The organism is Leclercia sp. LSNIH1, assembly GCF_002902985.1.
Taxonomy (GTDB): domain Bacteria; phylum Pseudomonadota; class Gammaproteobacteria; order Enterobacterales; family Enterobacteriaceae; genus Enterobacter.
This window is the reverse complement of record NZ_CP026167.1, coordinates 2,136,513-2,151,437: the sequence shown is the minus strand read 5'-3', so window position 1 is coordinate 2,151,437 and position 14,925 is coordinate 2,136,513. Positions and strand designations below refer to the sequence as shown.

The window sequence follows — 14,925 nt, the reverse complement described above, 5'->3', positions numbered from 1 at the left end:
GTTAAGATAGCGCTCCTTTTGTCCACCGCGAGAAGAACATGCAGACCACCCACGCCACATTTCTTCTCGCCGGAGAGACCATTCACCGCGTCACCTTCGATCCCGCCACCTTCACCGAGGCCGATCTGCTCTGGCTGCCGCACCATCACCAGCTCTCTGACGCCGGACGCAAACGCAAAGCCGATCATCTGGCCGGGCGCATCGCCGCCTTTCATGCCCTGAACCGGCAGGTCATTCCCGGCATCGGCAGCAGCGGGGAACCGCTGTGGCCTGCCGGGGTGCGGGGCAGCCTCTCCCACAGCGGCACGCAGGCGGTAGCGATTTGTCGCGATAATGGCCTGGTGGGGATCGATTGCGAAGCGATTATCGCGGAAAACGAAGCGCGTGAGATTCAGGATGGGGTGCTTGATCCTGCGGAAGCCCAGGTGCTGGCCGACTGCGGTCTTCCCTTCGCGCTCGCCTTCACCCTGGCCTTTAGCGCCAAAGAGAGCCTGTTCAAAGCGCTCTTCCCTCAGGTACAGGCGTGGATGGGGTTTGAGTGCGCGCGCGTCACCTCCCTGACCGCCGACGCGCTGACCTTAATGCTGACCCGCCCGCTTCCTCCCTTCACACAAAATCAGGTATTTACCGCGCACTGGCTCCATAAAGACGCGACGGTCGTGACGCTGATCTGTGATGAATAATTGCTCAGGATCGTGATCCTTTTCTCCTTTTAAACAAATTAGCTGCCTGAACCGTAGACAGTTTTATCAGGCAGTCTTATCGTTACATTGAATAATAAATCATTATTGAATAAATATTCAATGTGGAGAAAAAGAATGAACACGACCTTTGTAAAATCCGCTTTACTGGCCTCAATGATCGCCGCTTCCGGTTCCCTGTTTGCCGCCGATAACGGACTCATTGCGATTATTACCCCCTCACACGACAACCCGTTCTTCAAGGCTGAAGCCGACGGCGCGGCGGCGAAGGCAAAGGAGCTGGGTTACACCACCCTTGTCGCCTCGCACGACGATGACGTGAACAAACAAAACCAGCTGATTGAGACCGCCATCGCCCGTAAGGCGAAAGCGATCATTCTGGATAACGCCGGGGCGGATGCCACCGTCGGTCCGCTGGAGAAGGCCAAAGCGGCAGGCGTCCCTTCCTTCCTGATCGATCGTGAAATCAACAAAACCGGCGTGGCGGTAGCGCAGATTGTCTCGAACAACTATCAGGGGGCGCAGCTCGGTGCGGAGAAATTCGTCAAGCTGCTGGACGGCAAAGGGAAATACGTTGAGCTGCTGGGCCGTCCGTCGGACACCAACGCCCACGTGCGCTCCCAGGGCTATCACGACGTCATCGACGACTACCCGGAGATGAAGATGGTGGCGCAGCAGACCGCCAACTGGAGCCAGACCGAAGCCTTCACCCGTATGGAAGCCATCCTGCAGACCAACCCCGATATCGTGGGCGTGATCTCCGGTAACGACACCATGGCGCTGGGCGCCGAAGCCGCCCTGAAGGCCGCCGGGAAGAACAACGTGATTGTGGTCGGCTTTGACGGCAGCGACTACACCCGCGACTCGATCCTGAAGAACGGCAACATCAAAGCCACGGTGCTGCAGCCAGGCTGGCAGCAGGCGCAGATGGCCGTTGAGCAGGCCGACTACTACCTGAAAAACGGCAAAGCGCAAAAAGATGAGAAGCAGCTGATGGACTGCGTGCTCATCGACGAATCCAACGCCAGCAAGCTGAATCTGTTTAACCTCAGCAAATAAGCGGAGGCAGTATGCGATTAACACAATGGGGCGCCGCGCTGACAGGCGCAGCCGCCCTGTTGCTGACGGCCTGCACCGTGGTGGATCTGGATGAGAACGGCAAGCCGATCATGCCTGCCGATCCCAACGCCAAAGCGAGCTTTGACAACCAGACCCCACAGCAGATCGCGCAACAAACCTGGCAGCCGCGGATCCTCGACGCCGCGAAAAATCATGCCCTGGACGCCAGCGCCCTCTCCACCCAGCTGAACACGCCCGCAGCCACACCGCAGAGCGTCTTCGTGCGCCTTACCGGCAAGGTGGAGCGCGTGGATGCCAGCAACGCGCGTGAGCAGAAGCTGGTGATGACGGTGAACGGCCAGCCGGTGGAGATCCAGAGCGGGCCGGTGATGCGCGGCAACGCCATCCGCGACGCCGCCGGATTCCGCTTCGATGAATTTACCAACCAGGTTCAGTATGCCCAGCTCTCCCGCGCCCTCAACCGCGAGGCGGCGAAGCATCTGCCGAAAATCGACGACAGCTGGAGCGGCAAAAATGCCACCGTGCTGTTCGCCACCACCCTGACGGGCGGCAAGGCGAATGAGGCGGCAGCGCTGGAACTGAAACAGGAGACGCCGTGATGAGCGATACCCCGGCAGACGACATTATCCTCAGCACCCGCGGGATCTCGATGCTCTTTCCCGGCACCGTGGCGCTGGATAAGGTCGATTACCGCGTCTGGCGCGGCAAAGTGAACGTGATTATCGGCGAGAACGGCGCCGGGAAATCGACGCTGATGAAGATCCTCGCTGGCGTCCAGCAGCCCAGCCTCGGCGAGATGTGGCTCAACGGCAAACAGGTCTCGTTCGCCAGTACCCGGGATGCCGCCGCCCACGGCATTGGCATGGTACACCAGGAGCTGAACCTGTTTGAGAACCTCAACGTGGCGGAGAACGTCTTCCTTGGCCGCGAGCTGCAAAAAGGGGTAACGCCGATCAACGAGGCAGAACAGGAGGCCCGCACCGCGGAGCTGCTGAAACGCCTCGATCAGCCTATCTCCCCGCGCGAACTGGTGGGCAACCTGAAGGTGGGACAGCAGCAGCTGATCGAGATCGCCAAGGCGCTGGCCGAGGATGCCGACATCCTGATCCTCGACGAGCCCACCTCGGCGCTGAGTAAAACCGAGGTGGAGATCCTGTTTCGGGTGATCCGCGAGCTGACCCGTCAGGGGGTCTCCATCATCTATATCTCCCACCGCCTGGAAGAGCTGATGGCGATAGGCGATGTGATCACCATTCTGCGCGACGGCAAATTCCAGGCCGAAGCGAAGGTGCAGGATATCGACGTGCCGTGGATTGTGCGCGAGATGCTCGGCAGCGACCCGGTGAGTAACTTCCTTGAGCCGGGCCGCACCTTCGGCGCGCCGGTGCTGGAGGCGGAGCACATCACCTGCGTCAACGCAGCCGGGAATACGGTGGTCAACGACGTCAGCTTCCAGGTCAAAGCCGGGGAGATCGTCGGCATCTACGGCCTGATGGGGGCCGGACGCACGGAGCTTTTTGAGTGCATGCTCGGCACCGAGCGCAACTATCTGGGCAAGCTGTGGCTCGACAGTAAACCGGTGCCCCAGCGCTTAACCACCGCCGAGCGTATCCGCATGGGGATGAGCCTGGTGCCGGAAGACCGCAAACGCACCGGCATTTTCCCCGGCTCGTCGGTGGCCAGCAACCTGACCATCGCCAGCCTCTGGCGTCGGTTGCAGCGCGGCTTTGCCATCGCGCAAAAGGCGGAGCAGCAGGTCGTCGCCAGCACCATCGGCAACCTGTCGATTAAGGTCTCCACCCCGGAAGTAGAGATCCAGGCGCTCAGCGGCGGCAACCAGCAAAAGGTGGTGATTGGCCGCTCGCTGCTGACCAACCCGAAGGTGCTCTTCCTTGATGAGCCGACCCGCGGCATCGACGTGGGGGCCAAAGCGGACGTATTCCGCATGATGGTGCAGCTCTCTGAGGAGGGGATCGCGGTGGTCTTCTCTACCTCGGATTTGAAAGAGATTATGGCGGTATCTGACCGCATTCTGGTGATGTCCGGCGGCAAACTGACCGCCGATATTGTTCGCGATCGGGCCGAAGAGTCGGCACTGGTAACCGCAAGTGCTCAGGGGTTCTAAGATGAAAACGACACAGTCTGTCGCGCTGGCGCCGCATAAAGGGGCCTCGCTTTCCCGGGAAAATGTTCTGCTGCTGTTGCTGAAAATGCGCACCTTCATTGCGCTGTTTTTGATTGTCGGCTTCTTCACCATGACCGTGCCGGGCTTTCTCTCCACCGGCAGCCTGGTGATCATGATTAAACATATCGCCATCAACGCCTTCCTGGCGCTGGGGATCACCTTTGTGATCATCACCGCCGGGATCGACCTCTCCATCGGCGCTACCCTGGGGCTGTGCGGGATGATCGCCGGGTGGATGATCACCAAAGGGATTGTGCTGCCGATGTTTGGCATCGCCATCTTCCCGAGCGTGTGGGTGATTGTGCCCGTGGTGCTGCTGATCGGCGCACTGATAGGGGCGGTGAACGGCTGGATCATCACCCGCTATAACGTCGCGCCCTTTATCTGCACGCTGGGTACCATGTACGTGCTGCGCGGCGCGTCGATGCTGACCTCCGACGGCCAGACCTTCCCGGGGCTCTCCGGTAACCCGCAGCTGGGGAATACCGGCTTTGATGAGATTGGCGCAGGCACGTTCCTCGACATTCCGTGGGCCATCTGGATGATGATCGTGCTGGCGCTGGTCATCGCCTACATCGCCCGCCGCCTGCCCTTTGGCCGCCACGTCTACGCCATCGGCGATAACGAGCGCGCCGCAGAACTCTCCGGGGTGCGGGTCAAGCAGGTGAAAGTGCTGGTCTATACCCTGTCGGGGTTCTGCGCTGCCATCGCCGGGATTGTGGTTTCCGCCCAGCTGTTAGCCAGCCATCCGGCCAACGGCACCGCCTTTGAGATGAACGCCATCGCCGCGGTGGTGCTGGGCGGCACCTCGCTTGCTGGCGGCCGCGGCACCATTCTCGGCACCCTGATCGGCGCCTTCGTCATCGGCTTTTTGGCCGACGGCCTGGTGATGATGGGGGTGAGCGAGTTCTGGCAGATGGTGATCAAAGGGATTGTGATTATCGTGGCGGTGATTATCGACCAGATGCAAAACCGGATGCAGCAGAAAGCGGCGGTGGTGGCGCAGAAGGCGGTGATGGAAGGAAAGTAGCGACATTGTGCGGGGTTTATGCCGGGTGGCGCTACGCTTACCCGGCCTACAACGGCACAACATGTCGGCCCGTGCAAGGCGAAGCCGCCGCCGGGCAAAATGCACTGCTTACGATGTCTTCAATAAACTCCGCGCCGTCGGGTAATCGGTGATTAACACGTCGATATACTTCCCTTCCAGCGCCCCGCGAATGGCGTTGCGTTTCTCTTCCCCGCCCGCCAGGGCGATTACCTGCGGGCAGGCGCGGATCTGCGCCAGCTCCATACCAATCACCGGATCTTCTTCGGCACTCAGCACCGGCTCGCCTTTCGCATCGTAGTAATGCAGGCAGATATCCCCTACCGCCCCGCGTTCGGCCAGCAGTTTGAGCATCTCTTCGTTGTAATAGTTGCCGGAGTTCTTCAGCAGCTGCGACGGCTCCAGCTCGCCGATACCGACGATCGCCACATCCACTTCGGCAAATTTGCTTACCACCGCCGCCACGTCCGGGCTGCTCACCAGCCGGGCGCGCTCCTCTACCGAGTGCTCAATACTTTGCGACGGCAACAGCCACGCCGGGCAGCCAAGGTGCGCCGCCAGCTGCTGGGTAAGAATGGTCGCCTGCACGTTGCCGTTGGGACCCACGCCGCCCAGGAGCTGGATCACCCCCGCGGCGCGGATATTCTGCGGGTGCATCTCATCCACCATGCAGCGGATGGTGCTGCTCCAGGAGGAGATCCCCACCAGGTCTTCCGGACGCAGGCGGGTTTCGACATAGTGCGCCGCCGCGCTGCCGATGGCGTGCTTGATCTGGGCACTGGACGGGCTCTCGCCCACGTCCACCACGATGGCCTGGCGGATGCCGTACTGCTCCTCCAGCGCCTTTTCCAGCGAGACAAAAATATTGGTAGGCTGAACGACGGTAATTTTGACCAGCCCCTCTTTCTGGCAACGCGTCAGCGCCCGCGACACGAAGGATTGTGAGAGGTGCAGCAGCGAGGCAATCTCGGACTGCTTTTTATTCTCGCTGTAGTAAAGTGTGGCGATCTTCACCAGCAATCGCTGTTCATCCTGTTTCGACATAACGTTCCCCTTAATCGGCTGTCGTTATTTTTATTCATCACTGAATATTTAACAAGCAAGCGCCCGCCCGATCCGCCGGGCAAATGTGATCCTTTTCTCCTTTCTTCGAAATTTGCCCGCTCAAACCGTAGACAAACCTCCTGACTGGGCATATCTTACATAGCATGAATAATAAATCAGCATTGAATATATATTCAAAGCAGTTATAAATCCCTGCTCTGACAGAGAGAACAGGGGAATAACTTACCCGGCTGGAATAATTATTCACAACAGATTATAAATTCAGGAGGTATGTTATGAATCCGTTTTCGCTCTCCATCGCGGAGCTCGAAACCCGGGCGCGCTCGATTCGTCGCCGGATCATCGTGCTGAATGCCGAAAGCCCGGCGGGAGGCCACACCGGGGCCGATCTGTCGCAGGTCGAACTGCTCACCGCCCTCTACTTCCGCATTCTGAACTGCTCCCCGGCGCTTCAGGATAGCGATGAACGCGATATCTATATCCAGTCGAAGGGCCACGCGGTGGGCGGCTATTACTGCGTGCTGGCCGAGGCCGGGTTTATCCCCGTTGAGTGGCTCGCCACCTATCAGCATGCCGACTCTCACCTGCCGGGCCATCCGGTGAAACATAAAACGCCGGGCATTGAGCTGAATACCGGCGCGCTGGGGCATGGTCTGCCAGTGGCGGTCGGGATCGCCCTGGCGGCAAAACGCAACAACAGCGCGCGCCGGGTGTTTGTGGTGACCGGCGACGGAGAGCTGGCGGAAGGCAGCAACTGGGAGGCCGCGCTGGTCGCCGCCCATTATCAGCTGGATAACCTGTTTATTATCAACGACAAAAACAACCTCCAGCTGGCGGGCTCCACAAAAGAGATCCTCAATACCGATCCGCTGGATGAGAAATGGAAAGCGTTCGGCCTGGAGGTGACCACCTGCAACGGCAACGACATGGCGGACGTGGTCGCCACCCTGGAAGGGCTGAAACCCAACGGCAAACCCCATGTGGTGATCGCCCACACCACCAAGGGCGCGGGAATTTCGTTTATTGAGGGACGGCCTGAATGGCACCACCGGGTGCCGAAAGGGGAAGAGATTGAACTGGCGCTGGAGGAACTGAAAGATGAGTAATAGCGAACACCTCGCCACGGTGATGGTGAATGCCTTTATTGACGCCGTTGAACGCGGCGTGGACCTGGTGCCGGTGGTGGCGGATTCCACCTCCACGGCGAAAATCGCCCCCTTTATGCAGCGTTTTCCGGGCCGCCTGGTCAACGTCGGCATCGCTGAGCAGACGCTGGTGGGCGCCGCTGCCGGTCTGGCAATCGGCGGTAAGATCGCCGTCACCTGCAACGCCGCGCCATTTTTGATCTCGCGGGCTAACGAGCAGATCAAAGTCGACATTTGCTACAACAACACCAATGTCAAGCTGTTCGGCCTGAACGCGGGGGCCAGCTACGGCCCGCTCGCCAGCACCCACCACAGCATCGACGATATCGCCATTATGCGCGGCTTCGGCAATATCGAAATTTACGCCCCGTCGAGCCCGAACGAGTGCCGCCAGATCATCGATTACGCCCTCGATCATGTGGGCCCGGTCTATATCCGTCTCGACGGGAAAAACCTGCCGGAACTGCATGACGACAGCTACCGTTTTGCGCCGGGCAAGATTGACGTCCTGCGCAGCGGCCACGACGTGGCGCTGGTGGCAATGGGCTCGACGGTACATGAAATTGTGGAAGCTGCTGCACAACTCGCGGAAGAAGGTATTGACGCCACTGTTATCAGCATTCCATCTATTCGTCCCTGTGATACCCAACAGCTGCTGGCCGCCCTCGCCCCGTGCAGGGCGGTGGTAAGCGTCGAGGAGCATAACGTCAACGGCGGCGTCGGCAGCCTGGTGGCGGAAGTGCTGGCCGAAGCGGGATGCGCCGTGCCGCTGAAACGGCTGGGGATCCCGGATGGACAATACGCGATTGCTGCCGACAGAGCGTCAACGCGGGCACGCCACGAGATTGATGTCGCTGGGGTGGTGAAGCACGCCCGGGAAATGCTGACGCGACAGGTTTGCTGAAAATAACAACAACATCTTACTGGAGAGAAAAGCAATGTCCCGAATTCCTCAACAACTGACAATGGGCGTGGTCATCGGCAACCGGGGGTTCTTCCCGAGCTATCTGGTAGCGGAAGCGCGCGAGCAGGCGATCGCCCTCTTTGGCCGTCTGGGTATTAACACCATTATGCTCGACCCCAGCCAGACCGAACTCGGCGGCGTGGAGACCCGTCAGGATGCGAAAGCCTGCGCCGAGCTGTTTCGCGCCCACCGCGACAGCATTCACGGCGTGGTGGTGCTGCTGCCTAACTTTGGCGATGAAAAAGCCATCGCCGAGACCCTGCGTCTCTCCGGCCTGAACGTGCCGGTGCTGGTGCAGGCCGAGGAGGACAACCTCGATAAAATGGGGCTGGCAACCCGCCGCGACAGCTTCTGCGGCAAAATCTCCCTGTGCAACAACCTGCGTCAGTACGGCATTCCTTTTACCCTTACTACCCAGCACGTCTGCGCCCTCAACGGTGAGGTGTTTGCGCAGGATCTGCAGCGTTTCGAGCAGGTCTGCCGCGTGGTGAGCAGCATGCGCGGCGTGCGCGTGGGGGCAATCGGTGCCCGTCCGGCGGGCTTTAACACCGTGCGCTACAGCGAAAAATTGCTCGAACGCCTCGGCATCGCCGTGGAGACGCTCGACCTGTCAGAAGTCTTTACCCGGATCAAAACCCTGCGCGACGATGACATCCGCGTGGATGAAAAACGGCGGATCCTGATCGATAACGCCGACGCCAGCCGTATTCCGGCCGACAAGCTGGTGACCATGGCGAAGCTGTTTGTGGTGATCAGCGAGTGGGTGGTCGCCAACGATATCGACACTACCGCCATCCAGTGCTGGACCTCGCTGCAGGAGAACCTCGGCATCAACGTCTGCTCGATCATGAGCGTGATGTCCGGGCAATTGATGCCAAGCGCCTGCGAGGTGGACGTGATGGGCGCCCTCTCTATGTACGCCCTGGCCAGCAGCAATATGAACCCGGCCTCCATTGCCGACTGGAACAATAACTTCGGCGACGAGCGCGACAAGTGCGTGCTGTTCCACTGCGGTAACTTCGCCGCCGAAAGCCTTGAATCCCCGCATATGGGCACCGCCGACATCATCGGCACCACGGTCGGGAAAGAGAACACCTGCGGCGCGGTGCATGGTCGTCTGAAAAGCGGGCCGCTGACCTACTTCCGCCTGAGCACCGACGATCTGACCGGGGAAATTAAAGCCTACGTGGGCCAGGGCCAGTCGGTGGACGATCCGCTCGACACGGTGGGCTGCCGGGCGGTGATCCAGGTGCCGCATCTGGAGAACCTGCTGAACTGGATCTGCCGCAACGGTTTTGAGCATCATGTGGCGATGAACCACTCCGCCAGCGCGGAGATCCTGCATGAAGCCTTTACCCGCTACCTTGGCGTCTCAACTTACCTTCATCGTTAAGGCTGGAGGCCGCTATGTCGGTGAACAAGGACATTATCATCGCCCTCGACGAGGGCACCACCAATGCCAAAGCGGTGGCGCTGGATGCCAGCGGGCATGTGGTGGCGAGCTTCTCCCGGGCGCTGGCAATCCAGACGCCCCACGAAGGCTGGGTTGAACAATCCGCCGACCTGCTGGTGGAGGCCTCTCTGGATGTGGTGGCCCGCGCATTGGCCACCGTCGGGGTAGAGAGAGTGGCGGCGCTGGCGATCAGCAATCAGCGTGAAACCGTGGTGGGCTGGGAGCGGGCAACGGGCAAACCCATTGCCCCGGCGCTGAGCTGGCAATGTTCCCGCACCGCGGCCTTTTGCCACCAGCTGCGTGAGCAGGGCCACGGCCCGGAGATTAGAGCGGCCACGGGCCTGCCCATCGCGCCGCTGTTTTCTGCCTCCAAAATGCGCTGGCTGCTGGATAACATCCCCGACGGCGCAGCGCGTGCCGCCCGGGGTGAGATCTGCCTCGGCACCGTTGACAGCTGGCTGCTGTGGAACCTGACCCAGGGGCAGGCGTTTAGCTGCGATTACGCCAACGCTGCCCGCACCCAGCTGATGAGCCTGCATACCGCCGACTGGGACCCGCAGATGCTGGCGCTGTTTGGCATCCCCCGCGCGGCCCTGCCGGAGATTAAACCCTCCAGCGGTCTGTTTGGTTACACCCGCGGCTGCCCCTCCATTCCGGACGGACTGCCGGTGATGGCGATGATCGGCGACTCCCACGCCGCGCTCTTTGCCCACGGTCTGGGGGCGGAAGGCTGCGTGAAGGCGACCTACGGCACCGGCTCGTCGGTGATGGCGCCGGTGGCCTCCGCCCGCAGCGAGGTGAGCGCCCTGGCCACCACCGTGGCCTGGCACGACGGCGAGACGCTGGTCTACGGGCTGGAGGGGAATATCCCCCACACCGGCGACGCGGTGGCGTGGATGGCGGACAGCACCGGGCTAAGCGAGCTGTCGCAGGCGGAGCTTATCCATGAGCTCAACACCCTCCCCCGCTCGGTGGACTCCACGCTCGGCGTCTATTTTGTGCCGGCGCTGACCGGCCTTGGCGCCCCGTGGTGGGATGAGAATGCCCGCGGCATGATCCACGGCCTGAGCCGCGGCGTGAAGCGGGCGCACCTGATCCGCGCGGCGCTGGAGTCGATCGCCTATCAGATTGCCGACGTGGTGCAGGCGATGCGCGCCCATCCGGGCTTCACCCTGAACGCGCTGATGGTGGACGGCGGGCCGACAAAAAACGACTGGCTGATGCAGTACCAGGCGGACCTGCTCGGCTGCCCGGTGATGCGCAGCGACGTGGCGGAACTTTCAGCGATGGGGGCGGCACTGCTGGCGCGTAAGGCGCTGTTTAACCTGACCACCGCCCAGCTGCGCCAGTATCTGCCGGAGCATGTCACCTTTACGCCAGACATGGCGCGTCACGCCCGGCTACAGACCCGCTGGCAGGCCTGGCAGGAGACGGTTGCCCGGGTGCGGCGGTAAAAATGCCCCGTCTGGTGATACGCCAGACGGGGCACGGTTTTTCGTTACTCGCTTCGCACGTCAGCAAGAATTTTCGCCATCCACACGCGGTCTATTGCCCCCGTATCATAATGGGCGAGGGTAAAAACCTGGGCCTGGTTCATCATTAGCGCCAGTTCGGGGGTGATATTGAAACTTGCCGCCACTTCATGGCGCTCAAGTCCAGGCCGACGCTTACGACGTTCAACACGAAAGCGCAGCTGGTTATATTTTGCCCAGCAGATTAGCGCCAGATCGATAAGACAGGCCACCAGCAGGTAGATACTCAACGTACTGAGCGTGGTGTAGAACGGCCTGGTCCCCATAAACGGATCATGTTCAATCGCGCTTATCAGACCACTGTAAATCAGCCAGCTAAACCCCAGCCAGGCAACGATCGTCAACAGCAAATCCAGCGCGCGTGGAAACAGCCGTTGTTCAGTAAAAATTAATGGTTGGATCATGGTTTTAATCTCCCAATACCGCGATCGGGACTCACCCAACGCGCTCTGCTGCGTTTACGGCGCAGCATCACTTTCGGGAAAGCCACAAGCGTAGTGAACAGGCTCAACATCCAGTACACCACCGGAAACCAGATAACCCAGAACAGTGACGCCGCAATACCTTTCTCGTAGCGTCGTTCAATAAACAGACTGACCGCGAACTGCAACAGACAGACCACGCCCAGCATCAGGCCAGTAAAAGCCGGTGGGAAAAGGTGCTGAACATATAAAGAATCGGGCATCGGAATAAGCAGCCCGATGAGAAACAGCAGGATGCTGACGGCATAGGCAAAGGCCCATGCGGTTGACATACAAAACTCAAGAAACAGAGGCCACATGCGCCGGTACTCCCAGCTCCACAAGCGACGCATATTGACAATAAACACCTCCGCGCCCCCCTGCGCCCAACGCAGACGCTGTTTCCAGAGCCCCTTCAGCGTCTCGGGCATCAAAATCCAACACAGCGCCCGAGGTTCGAAGAAAATTGACCAATGGCGCAGCTGTAACTTCCAGCTGATATCAATATCTTCCGTGATCATATCCGGGCTCCAGTACCCCACCTCTGCCAGGGCGCGACGGCGAAAAGCGGCAATGACACCGGAAACGGTAAAGACCTGACCATAGACGCGTTGGGTACGCTTGATGAGGCCGATGATAGATGAAAATTCCCCCACCTGGACTCGCCCAATCAGCGTTGAACGGGTACGGATACGCGGATTACCGGTCACGGCCCCCACGCGAGGGTAATTGAGCAGCGGTGCGACCATATACACCGCCGCATCTCTGTCCAGCAGCGCATCACCATCAATACACACCAGAAAGTCACTGCGCGCCGCCGCGGCACCTGCCTGCAGGGCGACCGCTTTGCCCTGATTTTCCGCCAGATGAATCACCCGCAGCCGCGAATATTTACTCGCTAACTGGTCCAGCACGGTCGCGGTGTTGTCTATAGAACCGTCATTGATAGCAATCACTTCTATATTTTCATAACGCTGCGCCAGCGCCGCTTCAATAGTCTCGCGTGCATTCAGCCCTTCGTTAAAGCAGGGCACAAGAATGGAAATCAGCGGATTGCCTGCGAGTGTAGGGGGCGGTGTGCCCGGCCCCCACGGCCAGTGGCGCTCGCGGTGAAGCCAGAAATAAAGCCCACCGCTTATCCAGAGGGCCGACATAAACAGCGGCCAGAAAAAGACGAAATTAAGGATCACTTCACCGGTAAAAATCACCGCCACGCCGAGCGGAAAACTGAACATCAGGCAAAGGATCAGGAAGGCGATGAGGCGATCGGTCATTTTTGCGGATACCAGTAAGAGGAAAAAGCAGAACGGATCTCTGCCATCCGGGGTTGATCGTTAATGAAATCGTCCGGGTAGTAGCCATAGTTTCCGGCACCGCTCATCTTGAGCTGTCGCATCCACCCGTTAAGCATTTCACCGCTAATAGCGTCCTGCCCTGCCCCCTTACGCCAGTCCCGCGCCTGAAGTTCAAAGACCGTTTTATCCAGCGCGCCAGGGAAACGGGCGACCTGCCCGACGAGTCTGTCCAGCCAGGCATTGGCCTCGTTGACCGGGACATTTTCCATCAGCGGCATCGCCATCGGCGCTGTCCAGTCGTAGGTGCTGAGAAAATCATTCAGATTCTGCGCAAACCAGGTTTCGCTCTGCGGATCCAGTACCGGCATGGCGTAAATGTTGCGGGCAGTTTTGATCTGCGGGCCGCGCACGGCACGCACGGTTTGCGTGAGCTGTCGGGTAAAATCAATCAGGGCGCGACTTTTAAAGCGCGTCCAGCGCGCCAGCAGTTGCGGATTGGCGCGTATCTCCGCGAGGTTATCCGGGAAGCCTGCTGCACGATAGGCTTTGAGCGCATCCGGGGAGGCATCCTCAAAGTCGGTTAAAAAAGCGTCATCATGGAACAGGATGCCGTTGAAGTTGGCATGGCGCGCCAGGTCTTCGTAGATGTCGTTGATTCTCTGCCGGGCAACCGCATTCCAGGGTGATAAGCGCAAATAATGCTGGTTATCTGGCGCAATGCGTCCGTTGTCTGGCGACCATGCCGCCACGCGAGGCACCGAGGGGTCTAACCCAAACGCCAGTACCGGCATCCATGCGTAAACCTTCACCCCGGCACGGGTCTGTAACTGCCAGGAGACGAAGTTAAACAGATCCGCCCGCATCGGTAGCCAGCGACTGCGAAAATAGAGCGCATTGACGTTGCCGTCCCCTTTCGGATCGGCATAGGCCTGTAAGAAGACATGGGTGATCTTCATATCGAAAACACGCTGGATGAGCAGATCGATATTTTTACGCTGTTGAGCCTGGTTTTTGTCGTAGACATAGTCGAGATCGACATGCATAACCCGCATGTTTTCAGGTTCTCTGACCTGAGCTATCTGGCTGGCGAAGCTACGCAGCGAAGGGTTGTTGGAAATCAGCACCCGGGGAACGTCTTCCAGCCTGGCGGCATTCGCCAGCCCCTGGTTTAGGGTGAAAGCCATCTGGTAGCCCTGCTGATGCGCAAGCTTCAGCGTTGTTCCGCTCGCCGCACCGTAGGGCCAGACCCAGGCGCGCGGCGCTTTCCCGGTGACCTCTTTGATTTTGCCCGTAATACGCGCCAGGTCGGCATTTATACGCTTTTCAAACTGCGCATCCGTTTCGTACTGCCCGCGGGTTTTATCGTAGAAACGGTTAGCGACTGCGGGCTCCTGACTGCCTTGCGGATTGGCCTGATGACCGTAATGGGATGCCCAGGTGTGCGCACCCACTTCCACGAGCCCCGACTCGCTCGCCTCGCGTACCATCTTCCAGGTGGCAAATTTTTCCCGCGGCGTCTTGAGTCCGCCAAAATCCACCAGCGAATGTTCCGGTGCATCCACCCAACTGCCGACTGGCGCCCACAAAGCAGGCCATCTGAACAACCGAAGCAGCGGCAGAACGCGCGTCGAGAAGCTACTGTATCCATCATCAAAGGTCAGCATCACCGCCTTTTCCGGCAAGGTGCTTTTTCCTGCATGGGCATCCAGCACCTGCTGCACGCTAATCGGGTGGTAGCCGTTATCATGCAGCCAGGCAAACTGATCGTTCAGGGCGCTGGTGCGCACGGAGAGATAGCGCTGATCGGCGGCGCCGTCCTCCACGTCGTGCCAGGCCAGCACAAGAAAGCTGTTTTTGGGCCAGGGCTGGTCCGCATAGAGCGCCGGCCGTTCGGCGGGAGGAAGATAACGTGGTGCCGCGGCCAGTGCACACATGCTCATCATCATCCACCCGACGATTACCCTCGCGGCGAGAAGCCATCGTTTCATCATGATGC

General features: G+C 59.8%; 13 protein-coding genes. 9 read left to right on the top strand and 4 right to left on the bottom strand.

What is annotated here, in order from left to right; translation table 11 throughout:
- Positions 1-38: 38 nt before the first annotated feature.
- The 5 genes from entD (at position 39) to C2U54_RS10585 (ending at position 4,996) form a co-directional block, all read left to right on the top strand.
- Positions 39-683, top strand: a complete 645-nt coding sequence (gene entD / locus C2U54_RS10605) for an enterobactin synthase subunit EntD (protein WP_103178589.1) — start codon at positions 39-41, stop codon at positions 681-683.
- A gap of 135 nt (positions 684-818) precedes the next feature.
- Positions 819-1,760 carry a D-ribose ABC transporter substrate-binding protein gene (locus tag C2U54_RS10600; protein ID WP_103178588.1) on the top strand — a complete coding sequence of 314 codons (942 nt, stop codon included), beginning with the start codon at positions 819-821 and terminating at the stop codon, positions 1,758-1,760.
- 11 nt (positions 1,761-1,771) lie between these two features.
- A complete protein-coding gene (locus tag C2U54_RS10595; RefSeq protein ID WP_103178587.1) occupies positions 1,772-2,380 on the top strand; it encodes a DUF2291 family protein in 609 nt (202 codons plus the stop codon).
- Positions 2,380-3,906, top strand: a complete 1,527-nt coding sequence (locus C2U54_RS10590; protein ID WP_180210766.1) for a sugar ABC transporter ATP-binding protein — start codon at positions 2,380-2,382, stop codon at positions 3,904-3,906. Before C2U54_RS10595 ends, C2U54_RS10590 begins: the two co-directional genes overlap by 1 nt.
- Before the next feature lies 1 nt (position 3,907).
- Positions 3,908-4,996 carry an ABC transporter permease gene (locus C2U54_RS10585; RefSeq protein WP_103178586.1) on the top strand — a complete coding sequence of 363 codons (1,089 nt, stop codon included), beginning with the start codon at positions 3,908-3,910 and terminating at the stop codon, positions 4,994-4,996.
- Positions 4,997-5,104: 108 nt separating this feature from the next.
- Here C2U54_RS10585 and C2U54_RS10580 read toward each other — a convergent pair whose 3' ends face one another.
- Positions 5,105-6,058 carry a sugar-binding transcriptional regulator gene (locus tag C2U54_RS10580; RefSeq protein ID WP_103178585.1) on the bottom strand — a complete coding sequence of 318 codons (954 nt, stop codon included), beginning with the start codon at positions 6,056-6,058 and terminating at the stop codon, positions 5,105-5,107.
- Between the two features lie 296 nt (positions 6,059-6,354).
- On the opposite strand from C2U54_RS10580, the gene C2U54_RS10575 reads away from it, so the two are divergent.
- The 4 genes from C2U54_RS10575 to C2U54_RS10560 are packed head-to-tail and all read left to right on the top strand — an operon-like array spanning position 6,355 to position 11,095.
- Positions 6,355-7,185 (top strand): transketolase, encoded by an 831-nt coding sequence (locus C2U54_RS10575; protein ID WP_103178584.1) that lies wholly within the window; start codon positions 6,355-6,357, stop codon positions 7,183-7,185.
- Positions 7,178-8,128, top strand: coding sequence for a transketolase family protein (locus C2U54_RS10570; RefSeq protein WP_103178583.1), 951 nt, complete (start codon positions 7,178-7,180; stop codon positions 8,126-8,128). The genes C2U54_RS10575 and C2U54_RS10570 overlap by 8 nt, the downstream gene beginning before the upstream one ends.
- A 34-nt stretch (positions 8,129-8,162) precedes the next feature.
- A complete protein-coding gene (locus tag C2U54_RS10565; RefSeq protein WP_103178582.1) occupies positions 8,163-9,581 on the top strand; it encodes an L-fucose/L-arabinose isomerase family protein in 1,419 nt (472 codons plus the stop codon).
- Positions 9,582-9,595: 14 nt separating this feature from the next.
- Positions 9,596-11,095 (top strand): FGGY family carbohydrate kinase, encoded by a 1,500-nt coding sequence (locus C2U54_RS10560; RefSeq protein WP_103178581.1) that lies wholly within the window; start codon positions 9,596-9,598, stop codon positions 11,093-11,095.
- Positions 11,096-11,139: 44 nt separating this feature from the next.
- Here C2U54_RS10560 and pgaD read toward each other — a convergent pair whose 3' ends face one another.
- The 3 genes from pgaD to pgaB are packed head-to-tail and all read right to left on the bottom strand — an operon-like array spanning position 11,140 to position 14,920.
- Complete coding sequence (gene pgaD / locus C2U54_RS10555) at positions 11,140-11,577, bottom strand: poly-beta-1,6-N-acetyl-D-glucosamine biosynthesis protein PgaD (RefSeq protein WP_103178580.1); 438 nt, start codon at positions 11,575-11,577, stop codon at positions 11,140-11,142.
- A complete protein-coding gene (gene pgaC, locus C2U54_RS10550) occupies positions 11,574-12,908 on the bottom strand; it encodes a poly-beta-1,6-N-acetyl-D-glucosamine synthase (RefSeq protein ID WP_103178579.1) in 1,335 nt (444 codons plus the stop codon). The genes pgaD and pgaC overlap by 4 nt, the downstream gene beginning before the upstream one ends.
- Positions 12,905-14,920: a poly-beta-1,6-N-acetyl-D-glucosamine N-deacetylase PgaB gene (gene pgaB / locus C2U54_RS10545; RefSeq protein ID WP_103178578.1), complete on the bottom strand. Its 2,016-nt coding sequence runs from the start codon at positions 14,918-14,920 to the stop codon at positions 12,905-12,907. The genes pgaC and pgaB overlap by 4 nt, the downstream gene beginning before the upstream one ends.
- Between the last annotated feature and the right edge of the window lie 5 nt (positions 14,921-14,925).